Annotated in this window: 11 protein-coding genes and 2 pseudogenes; 4 read left to right on the top strand and 9 right to left on the bottom strand. The window is 63.4% G+C overall.

Annotated elements, in window-relative coordinates; all coding sequences use genetic code 11:
* Positions 1–157: 157 nt before the first annotated feature.
* The 7 genes from ACN9M4_RS18285 to ACN9M4_RS18315 all read right to left on the bottom strand — a co-directional run bounded on the left by ACN9M4_RS18285 (position 158) and on the right by ACN9M4_RS18315 (position 10,466).
* The gene (locus ACN9M4_RS18285; RefSeq protein ID WP_426300419.1) at positions 158–1,291 is read right to left on the bottom strand and encodes a Gfo/Idh/MocA family protein; all 1,134 of its coding nucleotides are present in this window, start codon (positions 1,289–1,291) and stop codon (positions 158–160) included.
* 83 nt (positions 1,292–1,374) lie between these two features.
* Entirely contained in the window at positions 1,375–3,135 is a 1,761-nt protein-coding gene (locus ACN9M4_RS18290) for a hydantoinase B/oxoprolinase family protein (RefSeq protein WP_426300421.1), read from the bottom strand.
* 2 nt (positions 3,136–3,137) lie between these two features.
* Entirely contained in the window at positions 3,138–5,228 is a 2,091-nt protein-coding gene (locus ACN9M4_RS18295; RefSeq protein ID WP_426300423.1) for a hydantoinase/oxoprolinase family protein, read from the bottom strand.
* Between the two features lie 60 nt (positions 5,229–5,288).
* Positions 5,289–6,188: a fumarylacetoacetate hydrolase family protein gene (locus ACN9M4_RS18300; RefSeq protein ID WP_426300425.1), complete on the bottom strand. Its 900-nt coding sequence runs from the start codon at positions 6,186–6,188 to the stop codon at positions 5,289–5,291.
* Entirely contained in the window at positions 6,185–7,483 is a 1,299-nt protein-coding gene (locus tag ACN9M4_RS18305) for an aspartate aminotransferase family protein (protein ID WP_426300427.1), read from the bottom strand. Before ACN9M4_RS18305 ends, ACN9M4_RS18300 begins: the two co-directional genes overlap by 4 nt.
* Positions 7,484–7,495: 12 nt before the next feature.
* Entirely contained in the window at positions 7,496–8,443 is a 948-nt protein-coding gene (locus tag ACN9M4_RS18310) for a C-terminal binding protein (protein WP_426300429.1), read from the bottom strand.
* A 223-nt stretch (positions 8,444–8,666) separates the two neighbouring features.
* Positions 8,667–10,466 carry a sigma-54-dependent Fis family transcriptional regulator gene (locus ACN9M4_RS18315; protein WP_426300431.1) on the bottom strand — a complete coding sequence of 600 codons (1,800 nt, stop codon included), beginning with the start codon at positions 10,464–10,466 and terminating at the stop codon, positions 8,667–8,669.
* 419 nt (positions 10,467–10,885) lie between these two features.
* Between ACN9M4_RS18315 and ACN9M4_RS18320 the strand changes: the two genes are divergently transcribed.
* A complete protein-coding gene (locus tag ACN9M4_RS18320; protein WP_426300433.1) occupies positions 10,886–11,533 on the top strand; it encodes a TetR/AcrR family transcriptional regulator in 648 nt (215 codons plus the stop codon).
* Between the two features lie 54 nt (positions 11,534–11,587).
* Here the strand turns inward: ACN9M4_RS18320 and ACN9M4_RS18325 are convergent, their stop codons facing one another.
* Positions 11,588–13,051, bottom strand: coding sequence for an APC family permease (locus ACN9M4_RS18325; protein WP_426300435.1), 1,464 nt, complete (start codon positions 13,049–13,051; stop codon positions 11,588–11,590).
* 104 nt (positions 13,052–13,155) lie between these two features.
* Between ACN9M4_RS18325 and ACN9M4_RS18330 the strand changes: the two are divergent.
* Positions 13,156–13,578: pseudogene (locus ACN9M4_RS18330) on the top strand (ABC transporter substrate-binding protein); the annotation flags it as partial.
* Between the two features lie 67 nt (positions 13,579–13,645).
* On the opposite strand, the gene ACN9M4_RS18335 reads toward ACN9M4_RS18330, so the two are convergent.
* Positions 13,646–14,575: a threonine/serine dehydratase gene (locus ACN9M4_RS18335; RefSeq protein WP_426300437.1), complete on the bottom strand. Its 930-nt coding sequence runs from the start codon at positions 14,573–14,575 to the stop codon at positions 13,646–13,648.
* Positions 14,576–14,715: 140 nt separating this feature from the next.
* Here ACN9M4_RS18335 and ACN9M4_RS18340 point away from each other — a divergent pair, with 140 nt between their 5' ends.
* Together ACN9M4_RS18340 and ACN9M4_RS18345 are read left to right on the top strand one after the other, a co-directional pair.
* Positions 14,716–15,546 carry a hypothetical protein gene (locus tag ACN9M4_RS18340; RefSeq protein WP_426300439.1) on the top strand — a complete coding sequence of 277 codons (831 nt, stop codon included), beginning with the start codon at positions 14,716–14,718 and terminating at the stop codon, positions 15,544–15,546.
* 41 nt (positions 15,547–15,587) lie between these two features.
* A pseudogene (locus ACN9M4_RS18345) lies at positions 15,588–15,989 on the top strand (ABC transporter substrate-binding protein); the annotation flags it as partial.
* Between the last annotated feature and the right edge of the window lie 276 nt (positions 15,990–16,265).

Below are 16,265 nucleotides of genomic sequence, written 5' to 3' on the forward strand. Positions count from 1 at the left end.
TCGGCATTTGCAAACCGAATCGCCCGAACATCAGGTTTTCACCGTGGAGTAGCAAAGTTGTGTCCCAGTTTGGGACGCGGCCATTCCCGCATCCACAACAGGACAACAGCCGACGGCGGCACGTACGTACCGCCGCCGGCTGCTGCTAATGCGGCTGTCAGTCGAACCGGTAGGGCTCTTGCGGGCCGACAGAAGGAAGCGGCCGCGGCCGCTCACAGGTGCTTTCGATCTCGATGTGCCGGCCCTGCTCCGAAGACGCTTCGAACGCGAGCAGAACTTCCAGGACGTGATAGGCAAAGTCGCCGCCGGTACGGGGTTCAAGCCCATTGCGGATGGCATAGCCGAACTCGGCCAGGCCGATGCCACGGTAGGCGTCGTCCCGGTGCGTAATTGGCGTCTCCCGCCAGTCGCCCCCGCCGGGAGGAGTCATATCCAAAGCAAGGTCGCCGGCCTCCCCGCGGCGAAGCACCGGCGCACCGGAGAAGTGGTCCGGGTTGGGCGCGGCCAGGGAACCGCCTGTGCCGTAGATCTCCAGATGCGGCAGGTTGTGGTTCCAGATGTCCCAGCTGACGATCACCGTGGCGGCAGCGCCAGACTCGAAGTCGATGGTGCCCGTGACGTGCGTAGGGGTCTTGACCTGGATGACGTCGCCCTCTTTGCCCGGACGGGGACGGGTCTCCGATGAACGCGGTGCCGTTGCGGAAACACGCTTGACCGGGCCGAAGAAGTTCACGAGATTGGTGACGAGGTAGGGCCCGATGTCGAGCATCGGCCCGGCACCCGGGCTGTAGAAGGGGTCGACATTCGGGTGCCAGTGCTCGTAGCCGCGGCAGGCGAAAGAAGCGAATGCCGCCACGGGCTCGCCGATCCACCCGTCGTCGATGAGCTTGCGGCTGGTCTGCATGCCGGAGCCGAGGAAGGTTGTGGGAGCGGATCCCACCTTGACGCCTGCGTCGCGCGCGGCGTCCAGGATCTGCCGGGCTTCCTCAAGGGAGGTGGCAAAGGGCTTTTCCGAGAGGACGTGCTTGCCTGCGGCGATGGCCTGAAGTGTCACTGGCGCATGGAGCTTCGGCGGAGTGAGGTTGAGGACAAGCTCCACTTCGTCGTCGGCCAGCAGCTCTTCGGGCGAGAGTGCCTTGGGAACCGAATATTCTGCGGCCCGGGCTTTGACGGCGTCCGCGTTCACATCCGCGAGGGCCACGACTTTGACGTCAGGGTGGACGCCAATCTTGTCCAGGTATTGGTTGAGAACATTTCCGACGCCGATAATTCCGACTCGAATGGGTTCCATGTGAATCTCCGTCATTAGTTAGTGAAACCTTCCGGGGCGAGGAATATACCCCGCCCCGGAAGCGGTTGCCATGGCTGGTGCTGCTAGCTGGCCAATCGCTCTTGGCGGGTCTTGGCCGTGGCTTCTTCGTCCACCACGCCGTCAGTGATGACAACGCCGTAGTCCGCAGCCGCCGCTTCGAGGGACACCCGGGACTCCCGGTAGTCATCGAGTACGGCCAGCACCTCGCGTTCCAGCGGGTCACCGTATCCGCCACCGCCGGGGGTGATGGAAACTACCTTCTCGCCGGACTGCAGGTCGTAGCGGCCCACCACGGGAATGTCGCGGCGTTCTCCGGTCTTGAGGTCCTCCACCCAGGCCGACGGCACGGCACCGTCGTGTCCACCGCGGACCCCCTTCGGCGGGTTCAGCTTGCCCTCGATGCCGTACGTGATCGTCACGTTTTCCACCCGGGGTTCCATGGTGACCCGCGTTGCGAGCCCGCCACGCTGCCTGCCTGCGCCGCCGGAGTCGGCAACCAGCGTGCGTTCGTGGATCAGGATCGGGTAACGCTGCTCGTCCACCTCCACGCTGTCGTGGTAGAGGAGGGCGCCGCAGACGGGCCGCTGGTAGGTCGGCCACCCATCAACATAGGGGGTGGCCGGGCCACCGACTCCGCCCACCAGGATCTGGTTCACATAGGCGTTGCCGTTCCGTTCATCGGTTCCGGAAATGACCGATTTTGCAGGTGCCTGCCCGGCAGCCCCCTCAGCGGTACCGTAACCGTCGTCGATCTGCGAGAACGCAGCCTGGACAAGGTTCACGACGCGGTCAGCCAGGTTGGTGGTGCCCGACGAGCAGGAATAGGGGTGCTTCGGGACACCGACGGCGCAGCCGTCACGCAGCAGCACCTCCACCCTGCGGAAGGTCCCGGCGTTGCTCGGCAGGTTTTCCGGGATGCCGGAGAGGATTCCCGCCAGTGCTGCACCCGTGGCGGTTGCCCTGGTGAGGTTCAAGCCGTTGGGGAGGTTGTCCGGGTTGTCGCGCAGGTCGATGGTGATCTTTCCCTGCTTGGGCTTGACCTCGATGGTGGCCTGCAGCGGGACACCATCCGGGCCGGTGCCCGGAAACGGGTCGTGCGCGGTGGTTCCGTGCAGGACGTATTCCGGGAGGGTTTCGATGGCGCTCGCAGTGAGGCGCTCTGAGTAGTCGAACCATGCGTCGACGAAGTCCACGAGGTCATCGACGCCGAACTTTTCGGCGAGTTCGTGGATGCGGCGTTCGGCGATGCGGGAAGCGCCCACCGATGCGAGGTAGTCGCCGTACCACTGGTCCGGCACACGGATGCGGGAGCGGCACATGCGGATGATGTCGTCGATGTCCGTGTAGTCGCGCTGGATCCGCACGCACGGGAAGATCAGGGCACCTTCCTCGTACACGTCCCTGGCGGTGGCGAAGAACGTGGTGGGCAGCGAGTTGCCGCAGTCTGCCTGATGCGCCTTGGTGACTGCAGTGAAGAGGTGCCGTCCCTGGATGAAGATGGGCACCAGAATGACGTGGTCTGCAGCATGCGAGTTACCACGGTAGGGGTCGTTGTGCAGGAACGCATCGCCTTCGCGGATGTCGTCGTGCAGTTCCACCATGTCTTCGCCGAGGGGGCCGGCGCCGAAGACGTGCACGGGCACGCCTTCGGCCGCAGCGAGCAACTGGTTGTCTGCTGTCAGCACGGCGCAGGAGAAGTCGCGTGCGGTGTTGATGACGGACGAACGAGCCGAGCGCAGCAAGCCGTTGGTCATCTCTCGGACGATGCCGTCGAATGCGTTGGCAAGTACCGAGAGCTTTACAGGGTCGAATTCGCGTGCCACGGTTACGCCTCCTTACGGGTGAGGTAGATGTTGGATCGTTCGTCGAGGGTCGCGTTCCACTCCGGCGGCACGACGATGGTGGTGGTTGGCTGGTCGATGACTGCAGGACCGACGATCTTGTCCCGAGGTGCAAGCGTTACGCCGCGGTACCGCTGGGTGCTGAAGCGTTCGCCGCCAAAGACAATGGAGTCGGTGCGGTGGACCTCGCCGGTTCGGCTGACTCCGGCGTTCTCCTTGGTGTGCTCCGGTCGGGGGATTTCCACCCGGACGCCCCACGTGATGATTTCGACGCGGCTGTCCGGATCGTGCGTGCCGTTGCGGCGGTCGTGCTCTTCGTGGAAGGCCCGCTCAATGATTGCTGCGGCGTCGACGGCGGTGTCCGGGGCTTCATCCAGGTAGACCCGCAGGTCCCACGCCTGGCCCGGGTAGCGGGCATCGACGAAGTAGGTGACGTTGGGCGCCTCGCCCACGCCGTTGAAACGCTCCACGAAGAAGTTCGCCTTCGACGTAAGGTCCCCCACCGCCCGGGTGGCGGAACCGGCATCGAAGCTGCGGGTGTCGTTGTGCAGCGGCGAGAGGAATTCCGTTGCGATCGGTGCACGGTGTGCGCCGTAGGCGGCCAAAACACCGGCAGTTGCCGGAATGAGCACGGTGTCGGCTTCAAGAAGGACACCGATTGCGGCGGCAACCATGGCACCGGCGCCACCGCCGGCGACAATCAAGGCGCCGCGGGGGTCCACGCCCTGCTCGAGTGCGGCCTGGCGGATGGCCGTGGCCATGTGGTTCGCAGAGACGTCCAGGATGGCTTGCGCAGCCTGCAAGGTGTCCATCTTGAGGGGTCCGGCGATTCGGGTGTCGATGGCCCGGACTGCGGCTTCGCGGTCGAGGGTGAACCCGCCCTCGAAGCCTTCGGTGTCGAGGTAGCCGAGCGCCACGCAGGCGTCAGTGACCGTAGGTTCTTCACCACCGCGACCGTAGGCAGCGGGACCGGGAGTACTGCGGGCGCTCTGTGGACCCACACGAAGCAAGCCACCGCCGTCGATCCATGCAATGCTGCCGCCACCGGCACCAATACTGGAGACGGCAACCGAGGACAGACCGGTCAGGTGGCCGACGAACGGCTCACCGAGCCAGGCTTCCCTGGTATGGCGGACAACGCCTTCCTCCACGAGAGAAACGTCGAACGTGGTGCCACCCATGTCGCATACCACTACGGTGTCGCGGTCCGGGGCGGCCGCCGCACCCACGAGCGGCGCCATGGAGGGGCCGGAGTTCAGCAGCAACACGGGACGGTCCAGGACGTCCGCGACATCGAGCACGGCGCCCTCGGACGTAACGACCAGCAGGTCGCCGGCGAAGCCGTACTCCTGGAGATCCGAGCGCAGCTTGCCCAGGTGGTCGGCCATCAACGGCTTCAAAGAGGCGTCAATCGAGGCGGCCGAGGAACGGCGGTACTCACGAATGGTGGGGTTGGCTTCATTCGAGAGCGTGTACGGGACACCGGGCAGGATTTCCTCGATGAGTTCCCCGACCCGCCGCTCGTGGACATCGTTGATGATCGACCACAGGAAGGACACGGCAACGGCTTCGATTCCCTGTTCCTTGAATGAGCCCAGAATTTCGCGGGCCTGTTCTTCATCAAGCGGGACAAGGACATCGCCCTCAGCCGAAACGCGTTCCCGGATCTCGAACGTCAGCTGGCGCGGAATGTAGGGCGGCGGGTAGGCAGCCTTGGAGTCGAACGCGTCGCGGCGTCCACCTTCGCGGAGCAGCAAGGTATCGGCAAAGCCGTCGGTGGTCAGCAGTGCGGTCTTGGCGACCTTGCCGGTGAGCACTGCGTTGGTGGCGTGGGTGGTTCCGTACACGATCACGTCTGCGTTGCGCAGGACGTCGTCGCCGCTCCATCCAACGGACTCGGCAGCCCGGCGTACTGAAGCTTCAAAACCGGTAAAGACCCGGTCATAGGTGGTCAGTGCCTTGCCGACTGCCATGTCACCCGTGGTCGAGTCGAGCACCACGTCCGTGAACGTGCCGCCCGTGTCGACGGCGATGCGGTACCGCGCCTCGCTTGGTTTTGTTTGAACTTCACTCATGGTTCTTTGCTACTTTCGTAGGGCTTGCAGGAGGAACGCTTCCGCGATGCGGAGGCTGGGTTAGAGCTGGGGCTTGCCGACGCGGTTGCGAAGCAGCCCGACCTTTTCGATGTCGATTTCCACCGTGTCGCCTGGCTCGAGCCAGATTGGCGGGTTCCGCTTCGCACCGATGCCTTGGGGCGTACCGGTCGCGATGACGTCACCCGGTTCAAGCGTGAGGAAGCTCGACAGGTAGGAGACGATGCGCGCGATGGAAAAGATCTGGTACCGCGTATTGGAGCGTTGCACTTCAACGCCGTTCACCCGCGTGGCCAACTCAAGTGTTTGCGGGTCTCCGACTTCGTCCAGCGTTACCAGGGCCGGCCCCCAGGGCGTTGAGCCATCAACCGCCTTACCGGCCAGCCACTGGGTTCCGCGGTACTGAAGATCGCGTGCCGTGACGTCGTTCAGCGCGGCAAGGCCAGCGACATACTGGAGTGCTTCGGCCTCTGAAACCTCGCTCGCGCGGTGGCCGATGACTACTGCGACCTCACCTTCGAAGTCGAGGTTTCCGCTGACCCGCGCACCGCCGATCTCGTCCTCGGGACCGATCATGGTGGAGGCGAACTTGGCAAAGACATCCGGGTACTCGGGTAAGGCCCGTCCGGTTTCAGCCACGTGGTCCTTGTAGTTGAGCCCGATGCAGAGCACCTTCGAAGGGTCCGTGACCGGCGTCGTCAGGCGAACCTCAGACCGTGCGCCGACGCGGGCCACCGGGTCTTGCGCAGCGAGGGCTGTTACCTCAGCAGAGACCGCCGCAATCCGTTCACCATAGAGTTCAAGGAACTCACGAACGGAGGCCGTTGCTCCGTGGACCGCCTCGTTCGAGCCCTGCAGAAGAAGTTCGAGGTCGTAGACCGAGTCTTCAACCAGGACGCCGCCCCGAATGCCGGATTCGTGTTCGTAAGAGATGAGCTTCACAGTTTCTGGCTCCCATCTTTTGCTTCGGCGCATCCCGCCACCCCGAGCACGGCATCGGCGAGGCGCTCGGCGATATCCGCCGCGACGTTTTCGTCCATGGGTGTGGAGAGGGAGAGCAAATTGGCGGGCGAACCGAGCAAGCCACGCTCATAGCTTGCCCACCACAGGCGATGCTGGATCTCCTCGCTGACCTTTTCCGCGCCCGCGGGAACTGCCCGGAGCAAGGAACCACGGCCACGGATCTCCCAGCCCGCTTCGGCGATTTTGGACTTCACAGCTTCACGGGTGGTGTCCCCGAGTCGGTTCAGGCGCAGCACTTCCTCGTGCGGGTACAAGCGCAGCGCAGCTGCGCCGGCGGCCATGCTGACGGGGTTTCCTGAGAACGTGCCACCGTGGGGAAGGCTGCCTGGGCGGGTCGGGTCCACCTCGGCCATGAGCTCCGCCTTGCCGACCACCGCCCCGACGGCGAATCCGCCGCCAATGAGCTTGCCGGTGGTAAGCAGATCAGGGGAGACTCCATAGTCTCCGCTAAGGCCGTTGTAGCCGAGTCGCAAGCTGATGACCTCGTCGATGATCAGGACAATCCCAAAGCGCGTCGCGAGTTCCCGGGCCTCTCGCACGAAATCCTCGGAGATGCTCAGCAAGCCGGCCCGGTTGGGCAAGAGGTCGAGAATGATGGCCGCGTAAGCGTCCGGTGCGGCTTCAACCGCCTGGCGCAGGAAGTGGATGTCATTGAGCGGCACTGCAGTGACGTCGTCGATCACGCCCTGGGTTACACCCCGCGTGTAGCTCGGGCCGCCTGGCACCAGCGCGACTTCGGATGTGCCGTGGTAGCCGCCCTTGGTGACAACGACCCGCTCACGCCCGGTGCTGGCCCGCGCGATCCGGATCGCCGACATCACGGCCTCAGTGCCGGAGTTCGTAAAGCGCACTTGGTCGAGGTCCGGCAGGCGCGAGAGCAGCAGATCGGCTAGTTCCCATTCGTAGAGGTTGGGGATGCCCCAACTGGCTCCACTCGCCAGGGCTTTCGTGGCTGCTTCAGTGATCTCGGGATGGGCGTTGCCGTGGATCAGCGAGGTGAAGTTGTTGTTTGCATCGATCAGTTCGCGGCCGCGGTCATCCCAGACCCGGTAGCCTTCGCCCCGGATCGCATAGGGACTCGGTGCGCCGGTGTAGTAGGTCGACCGCCCGTAGCCACCCGGCAACAACGGGAAACCCCGTGGACCCCTGCGCAGGTGTGGATCCTCCGCGATTCCGCGCTGTGCAGCTGGCTCTAGGTGAGTGTTCGTTCCCAATTCGTCCTTCTTTCAGTTCACAAGATCGATCAGCGGCTGCCCGGTGAGTGCGAGCCGCACCCGCTCCACCGCGCCGTCCTGCAGGGCGCCCGTCGAGCGATTCGAACGCCAGGCGATGTGGGGCGTGAGGATGGTGTTGGGAGCTGAGCGAAGCGGGTGTTCGGGGCCGAGCGGTTCCTGGGCGAATGTATCGATCCCCGCACCCGCAATGTGCCCCGAGGCCAACGCGGCCGCGAGGGCCGCTTCATCGATGAGGCCTCCGCGCGACACGTTGACGACGACGGCGCCTTTGCGCATCTTCGCCAGTACGTCTCCGGAGACAAGGTTTGCGGTGTCGTCGCTCAGGGGCAGATGCAGGGAGACGACGTCGGAGTTCTCCAGGACGTCGGCGAGGCCGGTCATCTCCACGAAGCTGTCCGTGACAAAGGGGTCATAGGCCCGTACTCGTGCTCCGACGGCCTGGTACATCCGCGCCACGTGCTGGCCGATGCGTCCCATTCCGAGCACGCCGACCTCAAGTTCGGAGAGCACCGGGGTGTCATAGCCGATGGTTCCGGCCCAGCCGTGGTCGCGGATCGAGGCGTCACCGGCCGGCAAACGCCGGGCCAGCGCCAGCCCCATGGCGAACGCGTGCGAGGCGACCTCTTCCGATGCAGTGCCCGGGACGATGGATACGGGAATGCCGGCTTCCGTGGCCGCGGCAACGTCGATGTTGTCGTAGCCGATGCCGTACCGGATGACAGCCCGGCATTTGCGCATTACCGGGAAGTCCGCGGCCGTCAGCCGTGCGTAGGGGGTAATCATCACAATGTCAGCTTCGGGAAGCCCTGCGCGGAAGCCGTCGGCGTCAGCCGCGGGGTTGAGTTTGTAGCCGAACTCTTCCGCAAGCGCGTGCTCGCGGTCCAGGTTCGGGAAATGGTGAGGGGCCACAAGAATGGTTCCCTGGGCATCGCGGGTCATAGTTTCTCGTCCTGTTCGTGTCGTACCCTCGTTCGCTGCCTAGCACCTTTTCGGGAGGTGCCGGTTTCGGGTGATTTCAAGTACAACGCGATATCAAGAGACCCATCCGTGCCAGATCGAGACACACGATGGGACACCTGGGCCTGCATGACGCGGACTCCCCGGGCAGCCCAAGGTGCCGGTCATCCGGGATGACCGGCACCTTCTTATGCCGACGTTTGGACTAGAGGTCGAATCCCCGGCTGCGGAAATAATCCATCCGGCGGTAGAGCGTCGAACGGCCAATCTGGAGCGTTTCCGCCGCCAGGCTGCGGTTGCCGTTCGCTTCGGTAAGGGCGGTACGGAGTTCGCTGAGTTCAGCATCCTCAAGCCTCGAGAGGCGTCCCTTGGTCAGAACGCGGTGGAATCCCTGCGGAAGGTCATCGACCGTGACCTCTGCACCTTCCGCACGCTCAACCGCGTTGGACACCACTGCCCGCAGCTGGTCAATGTTCCGCGGCCAGTCGGCGTGTGTCAGTGTCGTAATGAGCCTCCGGGACAACCTTCGTTCCCCCAGTTCCTCCGCAATGGCATTCGCGAGTTGTGGGATATCTTCCCGCCTGTTCCGCAACGGGGCGACAGAGATCTCAAGGACATCGAAGGACTCGGAGAGCAACAACGTGGCATCCGTAGGCCTGGCGATGGTGAAGATCAGCTTGGTGGCCGAGTTGCCCCGCAAACTCTGCGCAATCTCGCTGGCTTCGTTCTGCGAGAGTTCGTCCGCGTGTTCAACGATTAGGGTCGATGGCAATTCCGTGGCCACACGGTGAAGCACGTCCCTGAGCTGCGGGTTCCTCAGCGCGCCGCTCCGCGCATCGACTACCATTTGGCTGCCACGCAGCGAAGCGATGGCGCTGGCCAGTCGGCGTTTTCCGCTGCCCAACTCACCTATCATCACAACGGACCGAACCTGGTCAACAGCCTTCCGAGCGAGATTCAGGGTGCGCTTGAATTCGGTACTGGTCCCGTCGAGCTGGGACAACAAGCGGTCGGCGGCCCCCTGGATGGAACCTTCCAGCTCCTGCGGGGGGCTCTTCGTTTCGACTGAGCGTTCTTTGGATGGCGAGTGCGGCCGGACCACAACAATGGCCCCGATATTCGCGGCTGAGAGGGTCACAGGGGAGACTTCCAGGGTGGCCAGACCTGGCCCTTGCAGCATTACCTCACAATTCATGTCCCGGCCGGAGGACATCACGGCTTTGGCATAGCCCGAGATAATCGAAAAGTCGCGGTCCTCCAACGAGGCAGTCGCCGAAGCGTTCAGGAGGGAGTTCTTACCGTCCAGGGCGATGACGGCGCGGTTGCCCCTTCGCCGGGAAATCCTCAGGTATTCGCTGAGCAGCGCGCGCTCCCTGGAAGAAGTCCGCACCTCGATGTCACGCTCGATTCGCGAGGCTACGCCCTCCAGCATCAGCAGCGTTGAAGACGGTTCAAGGGTGGACACCCGGTTGGCGGGAAGCGTCAGCCCAATCACAGCCCGCACTCGGTTGTGGAACGGGTCGCGTACCAGAGACGCAAAGCACCAGTTGCCGCGCATGTCCTCACGGAAGTGCTCCTCCGGGGCCAGCCAGACCCCTCGCCCCTCTTCCAGCGCGAGCCCCTCACCGTTGCTCCCGCAGCTCTCCTCCAACAGCGAGTATCCGGCGGGAAAGCCGTCATCGCGCAGGAAGTCTGCCTTCACAAGCACTCCGTTGGGTGCCGTCAGGCTTACGTATCCACCCAGGTCCGCCGCAACTTCATCCAGCTTCTGCAAGTGCGGACCGGCGGCATGGATCGTGTGTTCATCTACCCGGCCCTCGTCGAAGAATCCCCGATCGGCCACTGCATCAACTCCAGCGGCCCGGCTTCGGTACCAGGAGCGAGCCACGATCGGCCTGATTCCCGTCAGATCAGCATGCGGCTGCATCAGGAACAGTTCGCGAACACGGTTCGTTTCGCGCAAGGACTCATACGGCCAAGGGGACAGGACTTCAGCCGAGGCCATTTTGGTCGCCTTCTTCGTTCCTGCGAGCGCGGAATACGAGGGGCCTCCTGGCATGGGCTGGCTTGCGGCGGGACCGGAACGCGGATTCGGCGCTCCAATTTTCGTCCGAGGCCGCATTATCCTCGCGCGCCCGGGCGCGAATATAAGCAGCCACCATGCCTGAAAGGCCGCTACCAAAGACGACGTCGCTCCGACTGGCCCCCACACCCGGATATTCGGTGACCATTTTCTGCTCTTCCCGTTCAGACCGCTCATAGGGCTCCAGGGAGGTACCCCTTGCTGCCAAATCCAGCTTAGCTAACTAATGGTCGTTAGGGAAGAGGCGATGTGGGAAATTTGGCACATTCGAGCGCCGTCCCCGAGCCGTCCTTCCAGACCGCAACGGCGACCAAGCCGCCGGCTGTTACGATGACGGAATTATGAGCGCTACGTCATACGAGGCCGCCCTTGACGCCTTTGTCCATCGCCTTGAGGAGTGGAACTGGGCAGGGCAGAAAGCCGCTCGTCAGCACATCCTCGAAGCATTCCTCGAGTTGGCGATAGCCAACGGCTTCAACTCCGTGTCGATGCGAACCATTGCGAATGCAGTCAACATCAAGCCGCCCAGCCTCTACTCGCATTTTCCGGCAGGGCGGGATGAGATCGTGGCCGAGTCGCTGCGCTGGCACTTCCATCGTTTCGGCGTCGCCTTGATCGATGCAGTGAGCCAGGCCGCTTCGGCCGATGAATTCTGGGACTCCATGGTCCGGCTTCATTTCACCCGCCAGGTGCGGCTTCCCGAAAGCAATCTCTGGGACCTGTTGGTAGCGACGGACAGAATGGCCGGCATCCTCCCCCGTGACTTGCGCGCCCAGGTTGACGACTGGGTCGATCTCCACGAAAACATGTACGTGGCAGCAGCGCGCGACATGGGCTATCCGAAAGCCCGGGAGCACGTCAAAGTTGTCATGACACTGCTGGAGGGAGCAACGCGGTGGGCATCGACAGAATCCGACGACGCCGAGCTTAAGGAACTGGCGGACCGGGCGGTCCTACTCTCACGAACCGTCCTCAGCGTTGAGTTCTGAGTCCTCTCCCGCGTCTGATACCAATCCGGAAGCAGCCAGCACCGGCGACGCCGATCAACCGATTTTCTGGCGGCCCAGCCGGGCGTAGATTTCGGGGCGCTTGGAGCGGAGGAAGAATGCGTACGCAATGCCACCAAAGAACAGCGCGAAGGTGAAGGTCATGAAGATGACCGTCATCACGGCCGAGCCTCCGATCAGCTCCGGGTAGTTAGTGATCGCCAGGTAGGTGATAGCGCCAAGGAAGAGCACGCTGATGATCGGCGCGACGATGGTCTTCCAGACCGACTCCGATGCGGAACGGCGGCGGCGGAGGAAGTAAACGAGGACCGCAAAGCTGGTGATGAACATCAGGAGCAGCACGGCGAAAGTGCCGCTGCCGGAAGCAATGGGATACAGGGCGTCGGGGGCAACACCTATGGCTGTGAAGATCACCGTCGCCACAGCCCAGACGAGGCCCACTGCCAGGGCAGATACGTACGGAGACTTGTGGCGGGGATGGACCCGTCCGAGGACTGGAGGCAGTGCGTGGTCGGCGGCAAGCGAGAAGCTGTACCGTGCGGCGATGTTCTGGATGGACAGCATGCACGCCAGGACGGACGTAATAAGCAGGATCATGGCAACATCCGCGAAGATCTTGCCCGCCAACGCGGCTACGGCGTCGTTGAACAGATTGACAGTGTTGCTTTCCGCCGCGGCCTGCACGTTGTCCGGCCCCAGGAACGCGATGAATGCCCAGGCAGCAACCGCGTAGAAGAGGCCAATGCCGATGACTGCCAGGTACGTCGCCCGCGAGATCGTCTTGTCGGGGTTCTTGACCTCGTCCCGGTAGATCACTGTTGCTTCGAAGCCAAAAAAGTTCCCGACGGCGAACAACAAGGCGAGGCCGATGCTCGCATCGGTGAGGGAGGGAAGGGCGAATCCCACCCCGTGCACAGCATCAAGTCCGTTTACGGAGAATGACGCGAAGTCGAAGACGACGATGACAGCCACCTCAAGAAGCATTACAGCCGTGAGCAACTTCGCGGAGAGGTCGATGCGGTTGTACGCAAGGACGGTGGTGACGGCGATGATGCCGAGCGCGTACCAATACCAAGGAACATCCGGGCCGTTGAGGGTGTTGACGACGAATCCCTGGAGGGCCACGCCGAAAAACGAAGGGGCGAAGAATCCAATGAGGATGTAGCCGAAAAGGGCCAAAAAGGCGCCGCCGAGGCCTGCAGGTTTGCCCAAGCCGGCAGTGACAAAGGAGTAGAAACCTCCCCCGCCCCGGACGCTGCGGCTCATCTTGACGAAGCCGACGGAGAAAATCAGCAACATCAACGTGACCAGAACGTAAATGGCCGGAGCCGTCTGGCCGCTGAACATCAGCAGTACGGGCAGCGTGCCCGCAACCGTGGCCAGCGGCGACGAGAACGCGAGCACGTTCATCACGAGCTCCCCGACTCCCATGTTGCCGCTGAGCCGATTCTCCTGGGAGGGACGCGCCACTTTCGGCGCGTCAATTGTGGTGTTGTTCATGTAGTCCTCGTCACTAAATCCTGAGTGCTGAATCACAGTAGCGAGTGGACACCATGCTGACGCTGTGCCAGTTTGAGACACCTTTGCCCGGGCGGCGCCCCGACGCGAAGAGTGACTCGGACATTGGCGAGGTCAAGGAGGCGAAGGACGTGGTGGGCAAGCGGGTGATCGTGTGCTCGGGCACCAACCAGGAGGCGATCCAGTATTACGACGACGACTCCGCCTCGTCGCTCGCGATCCAGTCCGGCCGTGCGGACCTGACTTTCGGTCCGAACGCCGGTGCCGCGTACAAGGCCGCGAAGGACGGCAAGACCAAGCAGGTGGGCACCGTCAACGGCGGCTGGCCGCTAAAGGCCGACATCGCCTTCACCACCAAGAAGGGCAACGGGCTCGCGGTTGCTGCGCAGGCCGCGCTGAACGTGCTTATCAAGAACGGGACGTACGGGAAGATCCTGGACCGCTGGGGGCTTTCTTCGGAGGCGATTACGAAGTCGGAACTGAACCCGCCTGGGTTGCCGAAGAAGTAGGTCCCCTTTCGATTGCTCCGTAACTGACGTTCAGGCGCCTGAACGACAGTAACGGAGCAGTCGACGTCTAGAGACTCGAAGGATCCGTGTTCGCTCCGCAGAGCACAACGGCCACAGTCTCGCCGTCGGCGGGCCGATATGCCCCGGACAACAGGGCAGCGTATGCGGCTGCCGCTCCGTGTTCGACGACGATCCTGTGGCTCTCCCACAAGCGCCGCCGGGCGGCAATGATGTCGTCGTCGCTGACCAGGACGCTCTGCACCCCGGTACGCCGTGCGACGTCGAAACCGATTTCGCCGATGCGGCGCGCCCCAAGTGAATCCGCAGCGACTCCGGACACGGAAACGTCCATGGGGCGGCCGGCTGCGAGGGCCTCGTGCAGGGTCGGCACCGTCTCGGGCTCGACTCCCACCACCCTGGCTTTACCCTCGACGGCGGCGGCGATGCCGCCCATCAGCCCACCTCCGCCAACAGCTACCAGGAGGGTGTCGACGTCGGGCAGCTCGGCCAGCACCTCAAGCCCGACCCCTCCGGCGCCGGCCACGATCCCGGGCTGGTCGTAGGCATGGCAGAGGACTGCCCCGTTGGAAGCCGCGAATTCGGCGGCAGCGGTGAACGCCTCTGCGTACTCCGATCCGTGCTGCACCACTGTGGCGCCCGCAGCGTGGAGTTTCGCGACTTTGTTTGCTGGCGCCGTCTCGGGGACAAAGACCGTGGCTGGCATGCCCAGGCGGGCCGCCGCGAAGGCATTGGCCAGGCCGGCGTTTCCGCCGGATGCAACCACGATTCCTGCGGTTTCGGAGAGCTCGCCGTCCTCTCGGGCAGTGAGCTGCCGGTTGAAGGCCCCACGTGCCTTGAAGGAGCCGGTGTGCTGCATGAATTCGCATTTGAACCAGAGGGTGAACGGCAAATCTTCCCCGGACGAAACCATCGGTGTATGCCGGACCAGGCCGGCGGTCTTTGCGTAGGCCGCCTCTACGTCTGCACGGGTAATCATCTTCCTGCCTTTCCTCCTCGCCCATCCTACGGTGGGGTCCAGCGGCCAGCCCTCGAGCGGTTCGAATACCGGTAAGAAGGCAGCTTGGCGGCGCAATCGCGCTAGGCCGTCGCCAGAGGCTCGGGACTAGACTGCCGATCATGCTGTTGGAAACCGGAAAGACGCGGCTCGTCGATGAGTCCCTGTCGTCCGTGCTGCGGTTCGGCGAGGAAGCGAAACCGAAGGGTCAGTGGGCGGGGCGGCGTCTGCTGTGGGAAGGTCCGGACCCTGCGTTTGAGCTCTCTTTCTGGTGTGGAACGTGCCCGCTCCTGTTCAAGCGCCTGGAAGGCGCAACGGAGACGTTGTCTATTCCTGAAATGCAGCAGACCCTGAACTCAGGCCTCGAGAACATCGACGACGGTGTCCTCGAGGCGTTCTCGGCAATGCTGCCCGGCGGGTCTTACGTCCCTATGCTTCTCAGATTGCAGCCCCACCTCGTGTATCCAGGCGGAGCTGGCGACTACTTCAGCGAGGAACAGGTCGCCACATGGGGCGTGTCAGGATTCTGGGGACTGCCCGAATATCCACAAACGCCGTATTACCGGACGTGGCGGGCTCCGGTCGATACGTCTGCGCACGCGTACGAGTTCGTAGTCCCTATGGTGCCGCCGGCCTGGAACGAACCCGATCGCGTCAAAAAGTACGTCCGGAAACTTTCAAACTCTTCGAGGCCAACGGCCGTAGCTGTATCGATCCTCGACATTTGCCAGCCCGCAATGAACCACGGAACCGATTACTACGCTCACTGGGGTCTCACCCATTTCCTGCTCGATGGCCACCACAAAATGCAGGCTGCCGCAGAATCACAACGTCCGCTGCAATTGCTGTCCCTGCTTTCAATTGAAGGCAGCCTCGCCAAAGGACCAGACATAGAAAGGATCATCGAACTCCGTGCCCGGCCTCAGGCGCATAGGCATCCCGCAGCGCCTTGAACCCGTGGCTGTTGCCGCATCCCCAAGCATCACCGACTTCTCTGGGCTTCTACGCCAAGAGCGACTCCCCCATCACCGAGAACAACAAGAAGAACGGCCTGAAGCCGGTTGAGTTCCAGTATTACGACGACGACTCCGCCTCCTCGCTGGCCATCCAGTCCGGCCGTGCGGACCTGACTTTCGGTCCGAACGCCGGGGCGGCGTACAAGGCCGCGAAGGACGGCAAGACCAAGCAGGTGGGCACCGTCAACGGCGGCTGGCCGCTGAAGGCCGACATCGCCTTCACCACCAAGAAGGGCAACGGGCTCGCGGTTGCTGCGCAGGCCGCGCTGAACGTGCTTATCAAGAACGGGACGTACGGGAAAATCCTGGACCGCTGGGGGCTTTCTTCGGAGGCGATTACGAAGTCGGAACTGAACCCGCCTGGGTTGCCGAAGAAGTAGGTCCCTTGGTGGTGCGAAGGCTGCCCCGGCAACGCGGGATCTTTCCGGTGTTGCCGGGGCCGGACCGGCTTTGGGGCGGACCTTGCACGAGCGTGTGAGGCCTCTCGATTCGTCTTCAGTGGACCGGGGTATGCGATGGCCAGCAGCCCGCGCATGGCCCACCGGTGGAAGAACGAGCTTTGCGCCGCTAGGCGCGATCGAGCCTTGAACCCTCCGAGCGGAGGGATCTACGATGAACGGCCAGGAAAGCAAACAGAACCACAAGGGGCGTGCCAC

The sequence above is a fragment of the Arthrobacter sp. R-11 genome, assembly GCF_049913155.1.
Lineage (GTDB): Bacteria > Actinomycetota > Actinomycetes > Actinomycetales > Micrococcaceae > Arthrobacter.

Coding starts and splice junctions, on each gene's coding strand:
- ACN9M4_RS18320 (WP_426300433.1), top strand. CDS start 10,886: ATGAGCGCTACGTCATACGAGGCCGCCCTTGACGCCTTTGTCCATCGC.
- ACN9M4_RS18315 (WP_426300431.1), bottom strand. CDS start 10,466: ATGGCCTCGGCTGAAGTCCTGTCCCCTTGGCCGTATGAGTCCTTGCGC.
- ACN9M4_RS18285 (WP_426300419.1), bottom strand. CDS start 1,291: ATGGAACCCATTCGAGTCGGAATTATCGGCGTCGGAAATGTTCTCAAC.
- ACN9M4_RS18325 (WP_426300435.1), bottom strand. CDS start 13,051: ATGAACAACACCACAATTGACGCGCCGAAAGTGGCGCGTCCCTCCCAG.
- ACN9M4_RS18295 (WP_426300423.1), bottom strand. CDS start 5,228: ATGAGTGAAGTTCAAACAAAACCAAGCGAGGCGCGGTACCGCATCGCC.
- ACN9M4_RS18335 (WP_426300437.1), bottom strand. CDS start 14,575: ATGATTACCCGTGCAGACGTAGAGGCGGCCTACGCAAAGACCGCCGGC.
- ACN9M4_RS18340 (WP_426300439.1), top strand. CDS start 14,716: ATGCTGTTGGAAACCGGAAAGACGCGGCTCGTCGATGAGTCCCTGTCG.
- ACN9M4_RS18310 (WP_426300429.1), bottom strand. CDS start 8,443: ATGACCCGCGATGCCCAGGGAACCATTCTTGTGGCCCCTCACCATTTC.